The organism is Nodularia chucula CCY0103, assembly GCF_963923915.1.
GTDB lineage: Bacteria > Cyanobacteriota > Cyanobacteriia > Cyanobacteriales > Nostocaceae > Nodularia > Nodularia chucula.
Window position 1 is genome coordinate 60,522 of sequence record NZ_CAWUOL010000002.1, and the last position, 19,995, is coordinate 80,516.

A 19,995-nucleotide genomic window follows, 5' to 3' on the forward strand; every position below is an offset into this window, starting at 1 on the left:
ATGAAAAACCCCACCGAATACACAGGATTAGAAATAGCAATTATCGGCATAACAGGGAAATTTCCCGGTGCTAATAACCTAGAAGAATATTGGCAAAACCTCCGCAACGGAGTAGAATCAATCACCGAATTAAGCGATGAACAAATCCAAAAAAACGGCGTAGAACCCGCACAATTAAAACATCCCAATTACGTCAAAAGACAAGCCATAATAGACAACATCGAATACTTTGACGCAGAATTTTTCGGATTCAATCCCAGAGAAGCAGAAATTCTCGACCCCCAGCACAGACTATTTTTAGAATGTGCTTGGACAGCCTTAGAAGATGCAGGATATAACCCAGAAAACTACACCGGAGCAATTGGAGTTTATGCCGGTGCAGCCATGAATAACTATTTATTAAACTTAATCACTAACCCACAAATTCAAAATCAAGTTAGCCGCTATCAACTATTTTTATCCAACGATAAAGACTTTCTCACCACCAGAGTTTCTTATAAATTAAATTTACGAGGCCCAAGCTTAGATATTCAAACAGCTTGTTCCACATCCTTAGTAGCAGTCCATCTAGCTTGTCAAAGTTTATTAAGTGGTGAATGTGACATAGCCCTAGCAGGCGGTGTATCCTTAGCAAAAGCCACAGGTTACTTATACCAAGAAGGCGGAATTTACTCACCTGATGGCCATTGTCGCGCCTTTGATGCTGATGCTCAAGGAACAATTGCAGGTAGTGGTTTAGGTATTGTTGTTCTCAAAAGACTGCAAGAAGCTATTGAAGATAGAGATTATATTCATGCTGTAATTAAAGGTTCAGCTATTAATAATGATGGCGGTTTAAAAGTCAGCTACACAGCACCGAGAATTGATACCCAAGCAGCAGTAATTCGCGCCGCACAAGCATTAGCCGGAGTAGAACCAACAGAGATTAGTTATATTGAAACCCACGGAACAGGAACAGCATTAGGTGATCCCATTGAAATCGCCGCCTTAACTCAAGCCTTCCGCGCCGGAACAGAGAAAACCGGATTTTGTGCCATATCATCAGTAAAACCCAACATTGGACATTTAGATGCGGCTGCGGGAATTGCTAGTTTAATCAAAACTGTATTAGCACTCAAACATCAACAAATTCCCGCCAATTTACATTTTCAACAACCAAATCCCCAAATAGATTTTTCGCAAACACCCTTTTATGTCAACACCAATTTAGTTAACTGGAAAACCGACAAAACACCCCGCCGTGCTGGTGTCAGTTCCTTTGGAATTGGGGGGACAAATGCTCATGTAATTTTAGAAGAAGCACCAATACAATTCAAAAGTAAAAAGTCAAAAGTCAAAATTAATTATCATCTGTTATGTTTATCGGCTAAAAGTGAAAAAGCTCTTGAGCAAGCAACAATTAATCTGGCTACATATTTACAACAACATCCAGAATTAAACCTTGCAGATATTGCTTATACTTTGCAAATAGGACGACAACATTTTGCATATCGTCGGATGGTGTTGTGTCAAACTACGCAAGAAGCAGCGCAAATTTTAGAGAAAGAAACTAAATACACTCATACAAACCTCGAAAAAAGCCCAAGTATCGCCTTCATGTTTCCTGGACAAGGTAGCCAATACCTCAACATGGGTAAGGAATTATATGATACAGAAGCTATATTTCGAGAGCAAATAGATCATTGCTGTGAATTATTACAGGATGATTTGGGGTTAGATTTGCGGTTACAAATTTATTCACAAGACTCTGAACAACTCAACCAAACATCCATAGCACAACCAGCATTATTTATAATCGAATATGCCTTAGCAAAATTGTGGATATCTTGGGGTATTCAGCCACAAGCCATGATTGGTCATAGTATCGGACAATACGTAGCAGCAACTTTAGCTGGTGTCTTTACTCTCCCCGATGCTTTAAAATTGGTAGCCTTGCGTGGTCGTTTAATGCAAGAATGTCCCACTGGGGGAATGCTCTCAGTAGCAATGTCAGCAGCTGAACTACAAGCTCTGTTGACAGATAATTTAGTCATAGCGGCATACAACGCACCAGAATTATGTGTAGTATCTGGTACTGAAGCAGAAATTACCCAACTAGAAACAAACTTAAATCAACAGGGAATTTCCACCCGTAAATTACAAACATCTCACGCTTTCCATTCACCCTTAATGGAGTCAATAATTACTCCATTTATCGCCGCTTTCCAGAAAATTCAACTGCAAACACCCAAAATTCCTTTTATTTCTAACGTTACAGGTACTTGGATTACACCAGAACAAGCAACTGATCCACACTACTGGGCAAATCACTTACGTCAACCTGTACAATTTGCCACAGGAATCAAAGAACTGCTAACAGAACCTCAGCAAATTTTACTAGAAGTAGGCGCAGGACGAACACTCGCTACTTTAGCCAAACAACAAACCAACAGCCATACAATTTTATCTTCCTTACCCCATCCCCAAGATACACAATCAGATGTAGCATTTTTACTGCAAACCTTGGGTCAATTGTGGTTAGCAGGTGTATCAATTGATTGGTCAAATTTCTACACACACCAACAACGTCAACGTCTACCATTACCTACCTATCCCTTTCAGAGACAACGTTACTGGATTGATCTCAAAACAGAGAATACTCAACTCCCAATCCCCAGTCCCCAATCCCCAGTTCCCCAGTTTTATATGCCTTCTTGGGAACGTAGTTTACCCCATCCCCAGATAGATATAGCTGAAAAACGCTTGTGTTGGTTGGTATTTACAGATAATTACGGCGTTTCTCAAGAAATAATTAATACTTTGCAAGCGGTTGGACATGATGTAATTATTGTTAACAAAGGTGAAAAATACGACCAACCCGCATATCGTAATTTTACAGTTAATCCCCAAAACTCCCAGGATTTTGTTGAGTTGTGGTCAGATTTAGAACTGCGAGAACTAATCCCTCACCATATTTTATATTTATGGGATTTAACTGATTCACAACAGCAACCAGTCAGTTTATTATATCTAGCGCAAGCAATTTACTCGCAAGCAATTGAGCAAGAAATAACATTAACATTGGTAACAAATGATGGACAATTGCTATTAGGAAATGAAAATATCCAACCCATGAAAGCGACAGTTTGGGGTATGGGTAAAGTATTTTCTCAAGAAATACCACAATTAAATTGTCGCTGTGTTGATATTTCATTAACAAGCGCAGTTAAGACAAATGAACAAATCGCTCAACAATTAATTATAGAATGTTTAAATAATCAGATTCAATCTGTAGTTGCCTATCGGGGTAATTATCGCTGGCATCAAATTTATAAACCCTTATTAATAGATGATGCACAATCCAAAATATCTGTACGAGAAGGAGGTAATTATGTAATTTTGGGAGACTTAACAACAGGTTTAGGAACAGTATTTGCTGACTATTTGATGAAAATGTCAGCGCGGTTAGTGCTACTTAGTGATGTCATTCCCACAACTCTCAAACAAAGTTTAGATAATGCTGGTATTGATTACTTATCACTCAATATAGATATTACCAAGCAAGCAGAATTAGAAAATGCAATAGCTCAAACCGAGACAAAATTCGGAAAAATAAATGGGATATTTTACTCCACACCCATGAGTAATGAGCATTCAATGGCATTTTTACCCCAATTAACTACAAAACACTGGGAATATAACTACCGGACAAAAATACAGGGATTATCTGTTTTAGCTGAAGTTTTGCGCGATAAACCTTTAGATTTTTGTGTATTACAATCTTCCCTATCCACAGTTTTAGGCGGGTTAGGTTTAGCTGCTTACGCTGCGGCGAATGCAGTAATTGATATGTTTGCTATTCAACAAAATCAAAATAGCAAATTCCCCTGGATTAGCATTAATTGGGATGCTTGTCGTAGCGAGTTAGAAACAGACATTAATCATAGTTTCGCCGCCAATTTAGCAGCAATAGCACTCACACCGGAAGAAGTATGGCAAGCAACCCAACATATTATCAAATTAGGTTTACCAGAATCAGTTGTAGTTACCAAAGCCGATTTAGACAAACGTTTAGAACAGTGGGTAAAAAACACCCCAAGCAAAACCAAAACAGAAACCGATAACAGTTATACCCGTCCCCAACTCACAAATGAATATGTTGAACCCCGTAACGAAATTGAAACAGCGATCGCGCAAATTTGGCAAGACCTATTAGGAATTTCCCCCATTGGAATTGATGATAGCTTCTTCGACTTAGGCGGACATTCCCTACTAGCCATTCAAGCCATTTCCAGATTACGCGATCGCTTTGGTGTCGAACTCTCAATGCGGAACTTACTATACGAAACACCTACCATCTCTGGAATTGCAGCAGTTATTTCCAACCAAAAACCCAAACTAGAAGACTTAGAACAAATGACAGCATTATTAACAGAAATCCAAAACCTTTCCCCAGAAGAAGTATTACAACAACTGCAAGATTAATCATCTGCATCAGGATTTACAGGATTTGAAGATTTACCAGATTGAATTTAATCCTGTACATCCTTTAATCCAGAGCATCCTGATTCAGACAATTTAATCTAGTTAATCCTGACCCCATAAAAAAATGTCAAACTACTCAGAAATCCTCTCAACCCTAACCCCAGAACAAAAAGCCTTATTTGAACGCCGCCTAAAAGAAAAAGGATTAACCCTACCTCAATCCTCCACCATTCCCCCACGCAATCAAACAGAAAACATCCCCCTATCCTTCGCCCAACAACGCCTCTGGTTCATCCAACAACTAGAACCAGATAGCTACGTTTATAACGTTCCCTGCGTCCTAAAAATGCACGGAAACTTAGAACTATCCGCATTAGAAGCAGCCATCAACGAACTTAGAAAAAGACACGAAACCTTAAGAACATATTTCACCACCAATTCCGAAAATCAACCCATTCAAATTATTGAACCTTGGCAACCCATCACCTTACAAATTATAGACACAACCGCAGAAATTGAAAAAATAGCATTAACCGCCGCACAAACACCATTTAATTTAACTCAGCCTTTATTCAAAACTAGCCTTTTCCGGTTAGCTGAAAACGAACATATTTTATTAATTACAACCCATCATATTATTTCAGATCGTTGGTCAGTCGGTGTTTTTCTCAAAGAAATTTCTCTATTATATTCAGCTTACGTGCGGGCAGAATCTGCACTATTATCAGAATTACCTATTCAATATGCTGATTGGGCATTGTGGCAAAGACAACAATTACAAGGTGCATTTCTAGAAGAACAAATTAATTATTGGCAACAAAAACTAGGCGGTGAATTGCCTGTTTTACAATTACCGATTTTGCGTAAAGATGTATCTACATACTCTGGTTCACAGTATGCAGTTGCTCTTTCTCCCTCTTTATCCCAAGGGTTGAAAACTTTAGCAGCCAAGCAGGGTGTCACCTTATTTATGTTGCTATTAGCGAGTTTTCAATTATTACTATATCGCTACACAGGAGAAGAAGATTTATTAATTGGTACAGATATTGTTAACCGCGATCGCCAGGAAACAGAAAATCTCATTGGTTTATTAGTCAATACTGTAGTATTGCGTACAAATTTAGACGGAAATCCTACGATAACGGAATTATTAAAACGAGTACGTGAGGTGACGCTCGGTGCTTTCGCTCATCAACATTTACCTTTTGAAAAATTGGTAGAAGTTCTAAATCCAGAACGGCATATTAATCAAATGATGCCTTTATTTCAGGTGAAATTTGATTTACAACTGGCAACAGTACAACCACCTCAACTAGCAGGATTATCTGTAGAAAGATTGCCAATTAATGATAATACTGCCAAATATGAATTACGTCTAAATTTACAAGATACTTCCCAGGGAATTAAGGGACAATTTGAATATAGTTCGGAATTATTCGATGCTGCTACTATTACTCAAATGGCAGAGCATTGGCAGATGCTTTTAGAAAATATAGTTACAAATATTGATACGAAAATATCTGATTTATCTTTATTAACTGCGAAGGAATCAGAATTATTAAATAATTGGAATACGACATCACGGGAATATCCTCAACATGAGTGTATTCATGAATTATTTGCAGCACAGGTGGAAAGAACACCTGATGCAATTGCTTTGATTTTTGGTGAGGAAGTTTTTACATATCAAGAGCTTAATATTAAGGCTAATCAACTGGCTCATTATTTACAAACTTTGGGAGTGAAGCCAGAAACGCCTGTGGGAATTTGTCTGGAACGTTCCCCGGAAATGGTGATTGGGATGTTAGCAATTCTCAAGGCTGGGGGGTTCTATGTACCTTTAGATCCGGCTTATCCTGATGAGAGATTACGGTATATTTTGGATGATGCGAAAGTTGAGATTTTGTTAGTTCACGCAGAGACGCAGAGGCGCAGAGAGGAGTTTGGGAGGGTTGTTTGTTTGGATTGGGAGAGTTTTGGGGAATATCCTATTACTCATCCTGTGACGGATGTTACGCCGGGGAATTTGGCTTATTTGATTTATACTTCGGGTTCTACGGGTAAGCCAAAGGGGGTGATGATTGAACATCGCAGTCCAGTTTGTTTATTGTACTGGGCGCGTGAGGTTTTTAGTGATCATGCAATTTCTGGGGTGTTGGCGGCTACTTCTATCTGTTTTGATTTATCGGTGTTTGAGATTTTTGTTCCTCTGTGTTGGGGGGGTAAGGTAATTTTGGCGGAAAATGCGCTGGAATTGCCGAATTTACCTGCTAAAAATCAGGTGACGTTAATTAATACTGTACCAAGTGCGATCGCTCAACTTCTCAACTTTAATGCTATTCCTAATTCTGTGAACACAGTTAATTTAGCGGGTGAACCTCTGACATGGAAATTGGTACAGCAACTTCAACAACTCCCTCATGTTCAGTACATCTATAATCTTTATGGGCCTTCGGAAGATACTACTTATTCTACTTACATAGAACTGAAAGATATTACACCAAATAGTCCTACTCCTCCTATTGGTCGTGCGATCGCAAATACTCAAGTTTATATTTTAGACAAACATTTACAACCATTACCCATTGGTGTACCAGGAGAATTATACATTGCAGGTGCAGGAGTCGCACGAGGATATTGGCAACGTCCAGAATTGACAGCAGAAAGGTTTATTGGAGACTGGGGACTGGGGACTGGGGACTGGGGATTGGGAATTAAAACACGGGCTAAACGCCCCGCTTCCGGTAACAGCACTTTATATAAGACAGGCGATCGCGTTCGTTATCTCCTAGATGGCAATATTGAATACTTGGGTAGATTAGATAATCAAGTAAAAATACGTGGTTATCGCATTGAATTAGGTGAAATTGACGCTTTACTCAGTCAGTATCCAGAAATTCAAGAATCTGTGGTGATTGCTAGTGAAACAGCATCAGGTGATAAAAGATTAGTTGCTTATATTGCTCCTAAAAATATCAATATTCCAGATTTAAGGCAATATTTAGCAGATAAATTACCTGGATACATGATTCCCGGCTATTTCATGACTTTGGATGCACTACCACGTAATCCCAATGGTAAAATTGACCGTAAGGCGTTACCCGCAGTTGAAAATTTATCCTCAGAATTAGGGATTGCTTATGTAGCACCTCGCACATCTACAGAGCAAGCTTTAGAGGTGATTTGGCGAGAAATACTCTTAGTTGAGCAAATCAGCATTCATGATAACTTTTTTGCATTAGGTGGACATTCAATACTGGGGATTCAATTAGTAGCGAGAATTAACGAATCCTTACAGGTAGAAGTACCTCTCAAGTATTTATTTCAGTTTCCCACCATTGCCAGTTTAGCTGCACAGATTGACCAGTTACAGCGCCATGAAATTAAGTTGGGATTACCCAAAATTCAACCCCAGCCCCAAGAACGTTATCAACCTTTTCCCCTAACAGATATTCAGCAAGCTTACCTCATCGGACGTAACGCCGCTTTTGAGTTGGGTAACATTGCTACACACGGTTATCAAGAAATTGAGACGATAGGGTTAACTGTTGCACAGGTTGAAATGGCAATGCAGCGATTAATTGAGCGTCATGATATGCTGCGGGTAATTGTCCAAGCTGATGGACAGCAACAAGTTTTATCACAAGTACCGGATTTCAAAATTGCGGTGACAGATTTGCGTGGGGTAGATTCTGCACTCCAGGATATCCGCCAAAGCCTTTCCCATCAAATTCGCCCCACTGACAGCTATCCTTTATTTGAAATTCAAGCAATTTTATTAGATGACAACAAAATCCGCTTCTGCATCAGCTTTGATGTTTTAATCGGTGATGCTTGGAGTTTTCGCTTATTAGGTAGAGAATTAGTCCAAATTCTGGAAAATCCAGATGTCGAGTTACCACCCATTAACTTAACTTTCCGAGATTACGTCCTCACAGAAAAGACATTACAAGATTCAGCGATTTATCACCGTTCTCAAGCCTACTGGCAAAATCGCCTCACCAGCCTACCCCTTGCACCAGAATTACCTTTAACAAAGCCACTCAGCAAAATTACAGAACCTCATTTCACCCGTCGCAGTGGTACTTTATCCCCAACCCAATGGCAAAAACTCAAACAGCAAGCCAGCGAAGCGGGAATTACACCATCAGGCATACTTTTGGCTGCTTTTGCTAAAATTCTCTCACGGTGGAGCAAACAACCTAATTTCACCCTAAATCTGACTTTATTTAACCGGCTACCCCTACATCCCGAAGTTAATCAAATTGTCGGAGATTTTACCGCCTCTCTACTTCTAGAAATTGCCAGTGCAGGGTGTAATAACTTCCTCGAACTAGCTCACCGCATCCAAACCCAACTGTGGGATGATTTAGACCATCGCTATTTCAGTGGTGTAGAGGTACTGCGTCTACTAGCGCGTCAGCAACAACGGGTGACAGAAGCCCTGATGCCTGTAGTGTTTACCAGCACCCTCACCCAAGATCATCAACAAACAGAAGATAAACGCCATTGGCAGGGTAACTTAATATACAGCCTTAGCCAAACCTCCCAAGTGTATTTTGACCATCAAGTAGGAGAAGTCGCCGGCGCATTAGTATTTAATTGGGACACCATTGATGAACTTTTCCCCCCAGGAATGTTAGATGAAATGTTCCGTTCCTACTGTAATTTCCTCAAACAGTTAGTAGAACCCGATACTAATAACATCCCCCTGCCCCCTGCCCCCTGCCCCCTGCCTCCTGCCCTCTGCCTTCACACCCTATTTTTTCAGCAGGTAGTAAAACAACCAAACCAGCCAGCAATTTTTACTACAGAACAAACCTTAACTTATCAACAGGTGAGCGATCGCGTCTGTCATCTTGCCGAACATTTACAACAATCAGGTGTAATTCCCAACCAATTAGTAGCAATTGTCATGGATAAAGGTGGGGAACAAGTAGTAGCAGCCTTAGCAATCCTCACTGCTGGTGCAGCCTACGTACCCATAGATCCACAATTACCAGCCCAGCGTCGTCTGCACCTACTACAAGAAACCCAAGCACAAATTATACTTACTCAGTCCTGGCTAGATAAAACTTTAGAATGGGCTGATAATCTAACTCGGATATGTGTTGATACTCTTGATGCACCACACCAAGCAACCATACCCACACCACAACAACAACCCACAGATTTAGCTTATGTAATTTACACATCCGGCTCAACGGGAACACCCAAAGGTGTAATGATTGATCATCAAGGTGCAGTCAACACCATATTAGATATTAATCAACGCTTTGGTGTAACAGCAAATGACCGAGTTTTAGCGGTGTCATCCCTGAGTTTTGATTTATCCGTGTATGACATCTTTGGTATTTTAGCGGCTGGCGGAACAATCATCATTCCTGATAGCGGTAATGATCCCACCCATTGGATGCAGTTAATCAAGCAATATCAGGTAACAATTTGGAACTCAGTTCCCGCCCTGATGCAGCTTTTAGTTGACACCTCACCTACCCAAAACCAGACACTCCGCCTAATTTTACTCAGTGGTGATTGGATTCCTTTAACATTACCCGAACGCATTTGTAGCCAATTCAATCATCCGCAAATTATTAGTTTAGGTGGTGCAACAGAAGCATCTATTTGGTCAATTTTCTACCCTATATGCGAAATCGATCCGAATTGGAAAAGTATTCCCTACGGTTATTCTCTTACTAATCAACAGGTTTACGTCCTTAACCATTCCCTAGAAACCTCTCCTCCCTGGGCTATAGGCGAAATTTACATCGGTGGTTTAGGAGTTGCTAAAGGTTATTGGCAAAATCCAGAATTAACGGCGGAAAAGTTTATTAATTGGGAACTGGAGACTGGGAAAATAAATAACCCTACTCCCATTTATAAAACTGGTGATTTAGGACGCTACTTACCTAATGGGACAATAGAATTTTTAGGAAGAGAAGATTTTCAAGTTAAAGTTAATGGCTATCGAATTGAGTTAGGAGAAATTGAAGCAGCTTTACAACAACATCCAGCCATAAACCAAGCCGTTGTGACAACTGCGGGAAATACACCATCTCAACAACATTTAGTTGCTTATTTGGTGTTAGAACCAGAAGTAATTGTCAGCCAAAACATTCTTAATTCTTCCTCCCAACTTGATTTTAAACTACAACAAAAGGGAGTCAGGAAATTTTATCCTGGGGTGCATTCTGTAGCTTTACCTGGAGTTAAAACTTCTAAAGTCAATTTACGACGACAAAGTTACCGACAGTTTTTAGCAGAAACCGTACCTCTAAATGCCTTGGGTGAACTTTTAGAATGTTTGCAAATGCAGCAATTAGAAAACTCTCCTCTGCCAAAATATCGCTATGCTTCTGCTGGTAGTTTATATCCAGTCCAAACATATATTTATATCAAACCCCATCAAGTTGAAAATTTAGCTGCTGATTTTTATTACTACCATCCCCAACAACATCAACTTATCCAATTAAGTGATGCTATAAATATTGATAGCAGTATCTATGGCATCAATCAAGAGATTTTTACAGCCGCAGCATTTTCTATATTTTTAATTGGTGACTTACAAGCAATTTCACCAGTTTACGGAGATAAAGCCAGGGATTTCTGTTTGCTGGAAGCGGGTTATATAGGTCAACTATTAATGGAAACTGCCCCAAATCAAAACTTAGGTCTGTGTCCCATTGGTGATTTAGAATTTGATGCTATCCGTGAACATTTCGCTTTAAATGAACAACAAATATTCTTGCATGGTTTTGTTGGTGGGACTATCGATCCCAGTTGGAAAAATCTTTGGCTATCACCAGAAACTTCTTCAAACAAAATCACAAAAACCGAATTAGTTACCCAAAAATTACGGCAATTCCTCCAACAAACATTGCCAGAATATATGATACCTAGCCTCTATATTCCCCTAGAAGCCCTACCATTAACAGCCAATGGCAAAATTGACCGCCGTGCTTTACCCCAGCCAGAATATCAATTTATTCAGTTTGAACAGCCTATTATACCTCCCTCTACGGAATTAGAAATAGCACTAGCTCAACTATGGGAATCTATTTTAAATGTAGAAGTTTCAAGTATTCACAATAATTTCTTTGAATTAGGAGGTAATTCATTATCAGCAACTCAGATAATTACACAGATGCGGCAAAATTTCCAACTTGATTTACCCATTCGGGAATTTTTCCTCAAGCCTACATTAACAGCACAAGCTGAATTAATCAAGCATCAGTGGGAATCTAGAAAAGAAATTACAATTGAACCTATTGAAAGTATTAATCCTCAAAAATTACTGGCAAATTTAGATGAACTTTCAGACGAAGAAGTGGAGATGTTACTTCAAAAAATGCAGTTAGAAGAGGGTGATTAATTTCACGCAGAGAGATACTTTTGAGATGAAAATTAAAAACTTAATCTCCTAAACTCTCATTCTCTGCGCCTCTGCGTGAGACAAAAATAAAAATCTTATTTTAGTTGAGTAAACTATGAATATTTCTACATCACAAAAACGCCAACTATTAGCAAAACTGCTACAACAAAAAGTAGCTAAACAAAATTTTCCGCTTTCTTTTGCTCAAAAAAGATTGTGGTTTCTCGATAAATTACAACCAGGATTATCTGTTTATAATATACCTGCGGCTTTGCGGTTGACGGGTAATCTCGATCTGACTCGTTTAGAGCAAAGTTTACAGTCAATTGTGTTACGTCATGAGATTTTACGCACCAGTTTTACTGTAATTAATGATGAACCTGTACAGAATATTGCTGCAAATTTAAAACTAACTTTACCTTTAATTGATTTGCGGGAATTATCACAACAAAATCAAACAGCAGAAGTTATACAGCAAGCTAAGTTACTTACAGAACAACCGTTTCAACTTACAGAAGCGCCTTTATTACGTGTTGCGTTACTACAACTGTGTAATACTGAATTTGTGTTGATTTTGGTGATGCACCACATTATTACAGATTACTGGTCATTTCGTGTTTTAGTACGGGAATTAATATCAATTTATCAAGGTCAAACCTTAGCAGAATTACCAATTCAATTTGCAGATTTTGCAACTTGGCAACAAAAATGGTTACAAAGTGAAGCTAGAACAACTCAATTATTATACTGGCAAAAGCAACTGCAAAATTGTCCCTGTGAATTGTCTCTCCCTACAGATTATTCACGCAAAGCCATACAGACTTTTAGAGGTGCGCGGCTATTTTTCACTTTATCACCAGAATTATCTGAGCAATTGCAGCGACTCAGCCAACAGCATAATTCTACAGTTTTTATGACGCTGTTAACAGCATTTAATATTTTATTATATCGCTACAGTGGACAAGATGATATATTAGTTGGTTCTACGGTTACTAGCCGCGATCGCAAAGAAATTGTCAATCTCATAGGTCTATTTGTTAATAATCTCATATTTCGCAGCAATTTATCTGGTAAACCCAGTTTTATTGAACTTCTCAACCAAGTCAAAGAAACAGTTTTAGGCGCATTATCTCATCAAGAATTGCCCTTTGAAGATTTGGTAGAACAACTACAACCAGAGAGAAATTTAAGTCAAAATCCTCTATTCCAAGTCATGTTTGTTCTCCATAACACACCCAGCCAAACTATAACCTCACCTGATTTAAAAATCGAACCAGTAGAAACAGAACATTTCACATCTCGGTTTGATATCAGCTTGGATATGTACGAAACCCCAAGAGGTTTAAGGGGAACTTGGGAATACAGTACAGAATTATTTCAACCTACAACTATTGAACGTTTAAACGAGCATTTCCAAACCTTATTATCAGGAATTGTCCTCAACCCAGAACAATCCATCGTTGAATTACCATTATTAACACAAAAAGAGCAAAACTTACTCACACAGTGGAACGATACATTTACAGATATACCCAATTTAAGCGTCCATGAATTATTCAGTCAACAAGTAACTAAAACCCCAGATAAAATTGCCGTTATTTTTGGCGATGAATCCCTAACTTATCAACAACTCGAACAAAAAGCCAATCAACTAGCCGATGATTTGCAAAACTTGGGAGTACAAGCAGAAACACGAGTAGGAATTTATTGCGATCGCTCCCTAGAAATGGTAATTTCGCTATTAGCAGTCCACAAAGCCGGCGGTGCTTACATTCCCCTCGATCCCAGCTATCCCCAAGAGCGCTTACAATTTATAATTAACGACTCAAAAATATCAATCTTAATAACTCAAACATCCTTATTAAATAACCTACCAAAAATAGAGGGAATAGAGTTAAATACACCTCTCAAAACTCCTCTCTGCGCGCCAGTTGCTTCAAGTCGGGAAACCCGCCCAACGCACTGGCTTGCCTCTGCGCCTCTGCGTGTTAGCGTAGCGGGGCGTAGCCCGATAAAAATCATCCCCCTAACCAGCGACAAAACCAGTGACTTCCCACACCCCCAGCAACTCGCCTACCTAATTTACACATCCGGCTCAACCGGAACACCCAAAGGCGTGCAAATTTTGCACAGAAGCTTGAGTAACTTCTTAATCGCAATGTCCAAAACACCAGGACTAACAGCAGCAGATAACCTCCTAGCTGTAACCACCCTAGCCTTTGACATTGCAGCCTTAGAGATTTTCCTACCCTTAACAGTAGGTGCGTGTTTAGTCCTAGTAGAAAGGGATGTCACCCTAGATGGAGAGAGATTAGCACAAGCGATCGCCAAACATCAAATCACCGTCATGCAAGCCACACCCGCCACCTGGAGGTTACTAATAGCCAGTGGTTGGGAAGGTAAGCAAGACTTAAAAATTCTCTGTGGTGGAGAAGCATTAGATAACACCCTAGCGCACCAACTATTATCCTGCACCCAAGAAGTCTGGAATCTATACGGACCAACAGAAACAACCATTTGGTCAGCAGCCCAAAAACTCAGTATAGATGAACCTGTCACCATCGGTCATCCCATAGCCAACACCCAATTTTACGTCCTAGACGAGCATTTACAACCCCTCCCCATAGGAGTACCCGGAGAATTATATATTGCTGGAGATGGACTAGCCAGAGGATATTGGCAACGCCCAGACCTAACAGCAGAAAGATTTCTCCTTAAAACTCCTCCTCTCTGCGCCTTTGCGCCTTTGCGTGAGAATACCCTATACAAAACAGGCGATCGCGTCCGCTACCTAAGAGATGGTAAACTCGAATACTTAGGCAGACTAGATAATCAAATCAAAATCAGAGGATTTCGCATTGAACTAGGAGAAATAGAAGCAGTATTAACAGAACATCCCGCAGTCACCCAAGCAGTAGTCACAGTCAGAAAAGAAGAACCTCCCTTAGTAGCCTACATAGTCCTCAACTCTCAGGATGCGGAAGTCAATGATTTACAAATATTCCTAGCCAACAAACTACCCAGATATATGATTCCTGGGATATTTGTCACATTAGCAGCCTTACCCCTCACACCTAATGGTAAAGTTGACCGTAAAGCCTTACCTGCTCCCGACCCAAAATCCTTTAAAAACGAAAATGAAGGTATTCTCACCCCAACAGAGGAAGTTTTAGCGAGTATTTGGGCTGCGGTGTTGGGTGTCGAATCGGTGGGTATTGAAGATAACTTCTTTGATTTAGGTGGTCATTCCCTCCTAGCTACGCGGTTAATTTCCCAAGTGCGGCAGGTATTTGGTGTAGAGTTGCCTTTGCGTCATCTGTTTGAAAGTCCCAGGATTGCAGATTTGGCGCGGGTAATTGCCCAAAGTCACAGGGAAACTAGCCCTATATTGCCTATTCCTCGCACTGATAATTTACCTCTATCCTTTGCCCAGCAACGTTTTTGGGTTTTGGCACAGTTGGAACCAAACAGCATCGCCTATAATATTCCTCTGGCTGTACAAATTCAGGGCGATATTGATGTGGGTATTTTGCAAGCCAGTTTTGCAGAAGTAGTCCGACGACAGGAAATGTTACGGGCGAGTTTCTCAAGTTTGGATGGACAGCCTGTTTTAAGGATTGCTGATGTTTGTGATGTCCAGATACCAGTAATTGATTTGCAGGGATTACCGGAATTTGAGCAACAGCAACAGGTGCAGGAGTTGGCGCGAAATCAGGCGCAGCAGCCTTTTGATTTGGCTGGTTTGTTGTGGCGGGTGCGGTTGGTAAGATTGGGGGAGGGGAATCAGGTTTTGTTGTTGACTTTGCATCATATTATTGCTGATGCTTGGTCTGTAGGGTTGTTGGTTCGGGATGTTTTTCACGCAAAGGCGCAAAGGCGCAAAGCTGAATTTTCAGAGGATTTGGAAAACCCCTCTCCAAACCTCTCCCCTGCAAGGAGAGAGGCTTTAACTTTTCCCCCTTCCCTTGTAGGGAAGGTGGTTAGGGGGTTAGGTCATAACAAAGTGGAGAGGATTCAGTATGTGGATTTTGCTTTTTGGCAGAGGGAGTGGTTGCAAGGAAGGGTTTTAGAGGAGCATTTGGAGTATTGGCGGGGACAGTTGGAGTCTGCACCTGTGATGTTGGAATTGCCTACTGATTATCCGCGTCCGGCTGTACAGTCTTTTCGGGGTGCTGTGTATGGGTTTGATATTTCGGCGGAATTGACTCAGGGTTTGAAGGGTTTGAGTCGGATTTCTCACAGCACTTTGTTTATGAGTTTGTTGGCTGTTTGGAATGTGCTGTTATATCGTTACAGTGGTAGTGATGATATTGTAGTTGGTAGTGCGATCGCTAATCGTAATCGAGCTGAAACGGAAGGGTTAATTGGTTGTTTTGCGAACACTCTGGCTTTACGCACTGATTTAAGTGAAAATCCTAGTTTTATGACTTTGTTGGCACGGGTACGGGCGACGGCTTTGGGTGCTTATGCCCATCAGGATTTACCTTTTGAACAATTGGTAGAAGTTCTCCAACCTGTGCGATCGCTCAGTTATACGCCAATTTTTCAAGTCATGTTGGTGTTGCAAAATTTACCTTTGCCAGAGTTAGATATGGCGGGAGTGCAATGGCAAATAATTGATGCCGATAGTGGTACAGCTAAATTTGACCTGACTTGGGTAGTGAGCGAAACTTCCCAGGGGTTAAGTTGTAAGTTGGAATATAATACTGATATATTCGCAGCGACAACAATTGAGCGTTTAGCGGGACATCTAGAAACTTTACTAGAAGCTGTAGTGGCAAATCCGCAGCAACCTATCAGCCAACTACCGTTATTGACTATTGCAGAAAAACAGCAATTAGCACAATGGAACGAAACTCAACGCCAATATCCTCAGCAGTGTTTACATCAGTTATTTGAGGCACAGGTTACAGAAACACCTGAACGTATAGCCGTTGTTTGGGGTGAAGAACAGCTAACATACCAAGAATTAAACACCAAAGCCAATCAACTCGCCGCTCATCTGCAAAGTTTAGGTGTCCAGTCAGAAGTACCTGTAGGGATTTGCGTTGACCGTTCCCTAGATATGATTATCGGCTTATTGGGTATTCTCAAAGCAGGTGGTGCTTACGTTCCCCTCGACCCCACCTATCCCGCAGCCAGATTAGCATTAATTATTCAAGATGCCCAAATGCAGGTGTTACTCACCCAGCAACAGCAATTAAGCAAATTACCCCAACTCCAAATCCCCATAGTTTGCCTAGATTCCCCAATCCCCAATCCCCAGTCCCCAATCCCTAATCCCCAATCCCCATCCAACCTCGCCTACATTATCTACACTTCTGGTACTACTGGCATTCCCAAAGGAGTCGCCATCACCCACCAAAGCCCAGTTACACTCATGTATTGGGCGCGAGAGATTTACTCAGCAGCAGAATTAACAGGTGTTTTAGCTTCCACCTCAATTTGTTTTGACCTCTCAGTATTTGAAATTTTCGTTCCTCTGAGTTGGGGAGGTTGCGTGATCCTTGCCGATAATGCCCTACAATTACCGGAATTATCAGCCGCAGCACAAGTTACGTTAGTAAATACAGTCCCCTCAGCAGCCAGAGAACTCCTGCGTTTAAATGGCATTCCCTCATCAGTAAAAACGGTAAATTTAGCCGGCGAACCTTTACCAAAATCTCTTGTAGACGAACTCTATCAACAATCGACAATTCAGCGAGTATATAATCTTTACGGCCCTTCCGAAGATACCACTTATTCGACTTTTACCCTTGTTCCTCCACACAGCCAACAAACACCGACAATTGGTAAACCCATCGCCAACACTCAAGTTTATATCCTAGATCAAAATCTCCAAACCGTTCCCATTGGTGTACCCGGTGAAATTTACCTCAGTGGTGCTGGGTTAGCACGGGGATATTGGCAACGTCCAGAATTGACCGCAGAAAGGTTTATAGGAAATATACCCCTCCCCAACCCTCCCTTTGGTAAGGGGAGGGTGTCCGATAGGACGGGTGGGGTATTTTATAAAACAGGCGATCGCGCTCGTTATCTTCCCGATGGTAATATTGAATATCTAGGTCGCTTAGATCATCAAGTCAAACTGCGCGGTTTTCGCATTGAATTAGGAGAAATCGAAGCAGTACTCAACCAACATCCACAGGTAACACAGGCTTTAGCAATAGTTCGTAACGATACCCCCGAACATAGCCGTTTAGTTGCTTATGTTGTCGCCAAACCAGACCTCCAAACAGCAGAATTGCGTCAATTTTTGGCAGAGAAACTACCTGCTTATATGTTACCAACCGCCTTCGTTATCCTAGAAACTTTACCTTTAACCGCTAATGGTAAAATAGACCGTCAAGCTTTGCCCATACCTGATGTATCCCCTGTCAACACCACAGCAACCGCACCGAGGACACCCATAGAACAACAATTAGTTAACATCTGGAGTCAGGTATTAGGGATTGCATCTATCAGCATTCACGATAACTTCTTTAGCTTGGGTGGTGATTCCATTCTAGCGATTCAAGTAGTAGCCAAAGCAAATCAGCAAAACTTGGCATTGCGTCCCCGGCAGATGTTCCAATATCAAACAGTGGCAGAACTAGCAGCCATTGTAGACACCAAGATCATCTTACCCAGTGACCAAGCACCAGTGACAGGAGAAATTCCCTTAACTCCCATTCAGCACTGGTTTTTTGAGCAAAATCTGGTAGATGCACATCATTGGAATCAAGCCATACTTTTAGAAGTACACCAATCTCTCAACCCTGATTACTTACGGCAAGCATTAGATCAACTACTAGCACATCATGATAGCTTGCGTTCTCACTTTACAAAAACCCCCGATGGTTGGCGACAATTTGCAGCAACAAATCCAGTCCCCCTCCTCGCTTGCGGGGAGGGGCTAGGGGTGGGGTTTCATCATATTGATCTATCAGACTTAGCAATTCTCACCCCAGAAAAAGTATCAGAAACCATAACCAATATTGCCAATGACTTACAAGCCAGCTTTGATCTAGAAACACCGCCATTGCTGCGTATCGCCTATTTTAACCTTGGTAAAAACCAAAATAATCGCTTACTCCTCATCTTCCATCACTTAATCATTGATGGCATCTCTTGGCGAATATTTCTCGAAGATTTGCAACTAGCATATCAGCAACTTAGCCAAAAACAGCAAATAAAACTCCCACCAAAAACCACATCTTACCAACAGTGGGCGGTCAAACTTCAAGACTACACCTGGACAGGCGATTTACAACCAGCATTTAACTACTGGACATCTCCCCTTTGGCAGCAAATACCACCTTTACCCGTAGATTATGCCCCAGGTGCTAATACAATGGCAGATGTAGAAACTTACTCTACATTTTTAACAGTTCCAGACACCCAAGCCTTACTTCAAGAAGTTCCCAACGCCTACCACACCCAAATCAACGACATTTTATTAACAGCACTAGCACTAGCCTTTCAAGATTGGACAGGTGAAAATCGTCTGTTAGTAGAACTAGAAGGACATGGCAGAGAAGATTTGTTTCCAAATATAAATTTATCTAGGACAATGGGTTGGTTTACAAACCTATTTCCGGTATTATTAAATATAACTCCATCTTCTGATTTAGGGGTTTACCTCAAAACAATCAAAGAACAACTGCGGCAAATTCCAGACCGTGGTATTAGCTATGGATTGCTACGTTATCTAGCATCCCCAACAATTCAAGCTACCCTCAAATCAATACCTTTACCACAAATCAGATTTAACTATCTAGGACAATCTGACCAAATCTTCTCAGATAATTCCCTATTCACCCCAGCGCGTGAACTTATCGGACACAGCCGGAGTCCCAAAGGAAATCGCAACACTTTAATTGAAATCAACAGTATCATCACAGGAGGAAAACTGCGATGTGATTGGACTTACAGTCAAAAAATACATCAAACTCAAACCATCACAACCTTAGCAGACAACTATCAACAAATACTACTGTCCCTAATTCAACATTGTGTCACCCCGAATATTAGCGGGTTTACCCCCTCTGATTTCCCACAAATGGATTTCACCCAAGATGAACTTGATAACTTGTTGGGAAAATTGTAATAAATATCTCTCAAACTCTTACTCTCTGCGCCTCTGTGCCTCTGCGTGACACAAACTAAATATTTACATC

3 protein-coding genes are annotated in these 19,995 nt (G+C 40.8%); all 3 read left to right on the forward strand.

Going from position 1 to position 19,995, the window contains the following annotated elements; translation table 11 throughout:
* The 3 genes from ACM0OP_RS01105 to ACM0OP_RS01115 all read left to right on the forward strand — a co-directional run bounded on the left by ACM0OP_RS01105 (window position 1) and on the right by ACM0OP_RS01115 (window position 19,925).
* Window positions 1-4,464: a type I polyketide synthase gene (locus ACM0OP_RS01105; protein ID WP_414526543.1), complete on the forward strand. Its 4,464-nt coding sequence runs from the start codon at window positions 1-3 to the stop codon at window positions 4,462-4,464.
* Window positions 4,465-4,588: 124 nt separating this feature from the next.
* A complete protein-coding gene (locus ACM0OP_RS01110) occupies window positions 4,589-11,836 on the forward strand; it encodes an amino acid adenylation domain-containing protein (RefSeq protein WP_414526544.1) in 7,248 nt (2,415 codons plus the stop codon).
* A gap of 115 nt (window positions 11,837-11,951) precedes the next feature.
* Window positions 11,952-19,925: an amino acid adenylation domain-containing protein gene (locus ACM0OP_RS01115; RefSeq protein ID WP_414526545.1), complete on the forward strand. Its 7,974-nt coding sequence runs from the start codon at window positions 11,952-11,954 to the stop codon at window positions 19,923-19,925.
* Window positions 19,926-19,995 lie beyond the last annotated feature (70 nt).

Bases quoted from the DNA above. Each gene is read 5' to 3' on its own strand.
- ACM0OP_RS01115 (WP_414526545.1), top strand. From the start codon at position 11,952: ATGAATATTTCTACATCACAAAAACGCCAACTATTAGCAAAACTGCTA.
- ACM0OP_RS01110 (WP_414526544.1), top strand. From the start codon at position 4,589: ATGTCAAACTACTCAGAAATCCTCTCAACCCTAACCCCAGAACAAAAA.
- ACM0OP_RS01105 (WP_414526543.1), top strand. From the start codon at position 1: ATGAAAAACCCCACCGAATACACAGGATTAGAAATAGCAATTATCGGC.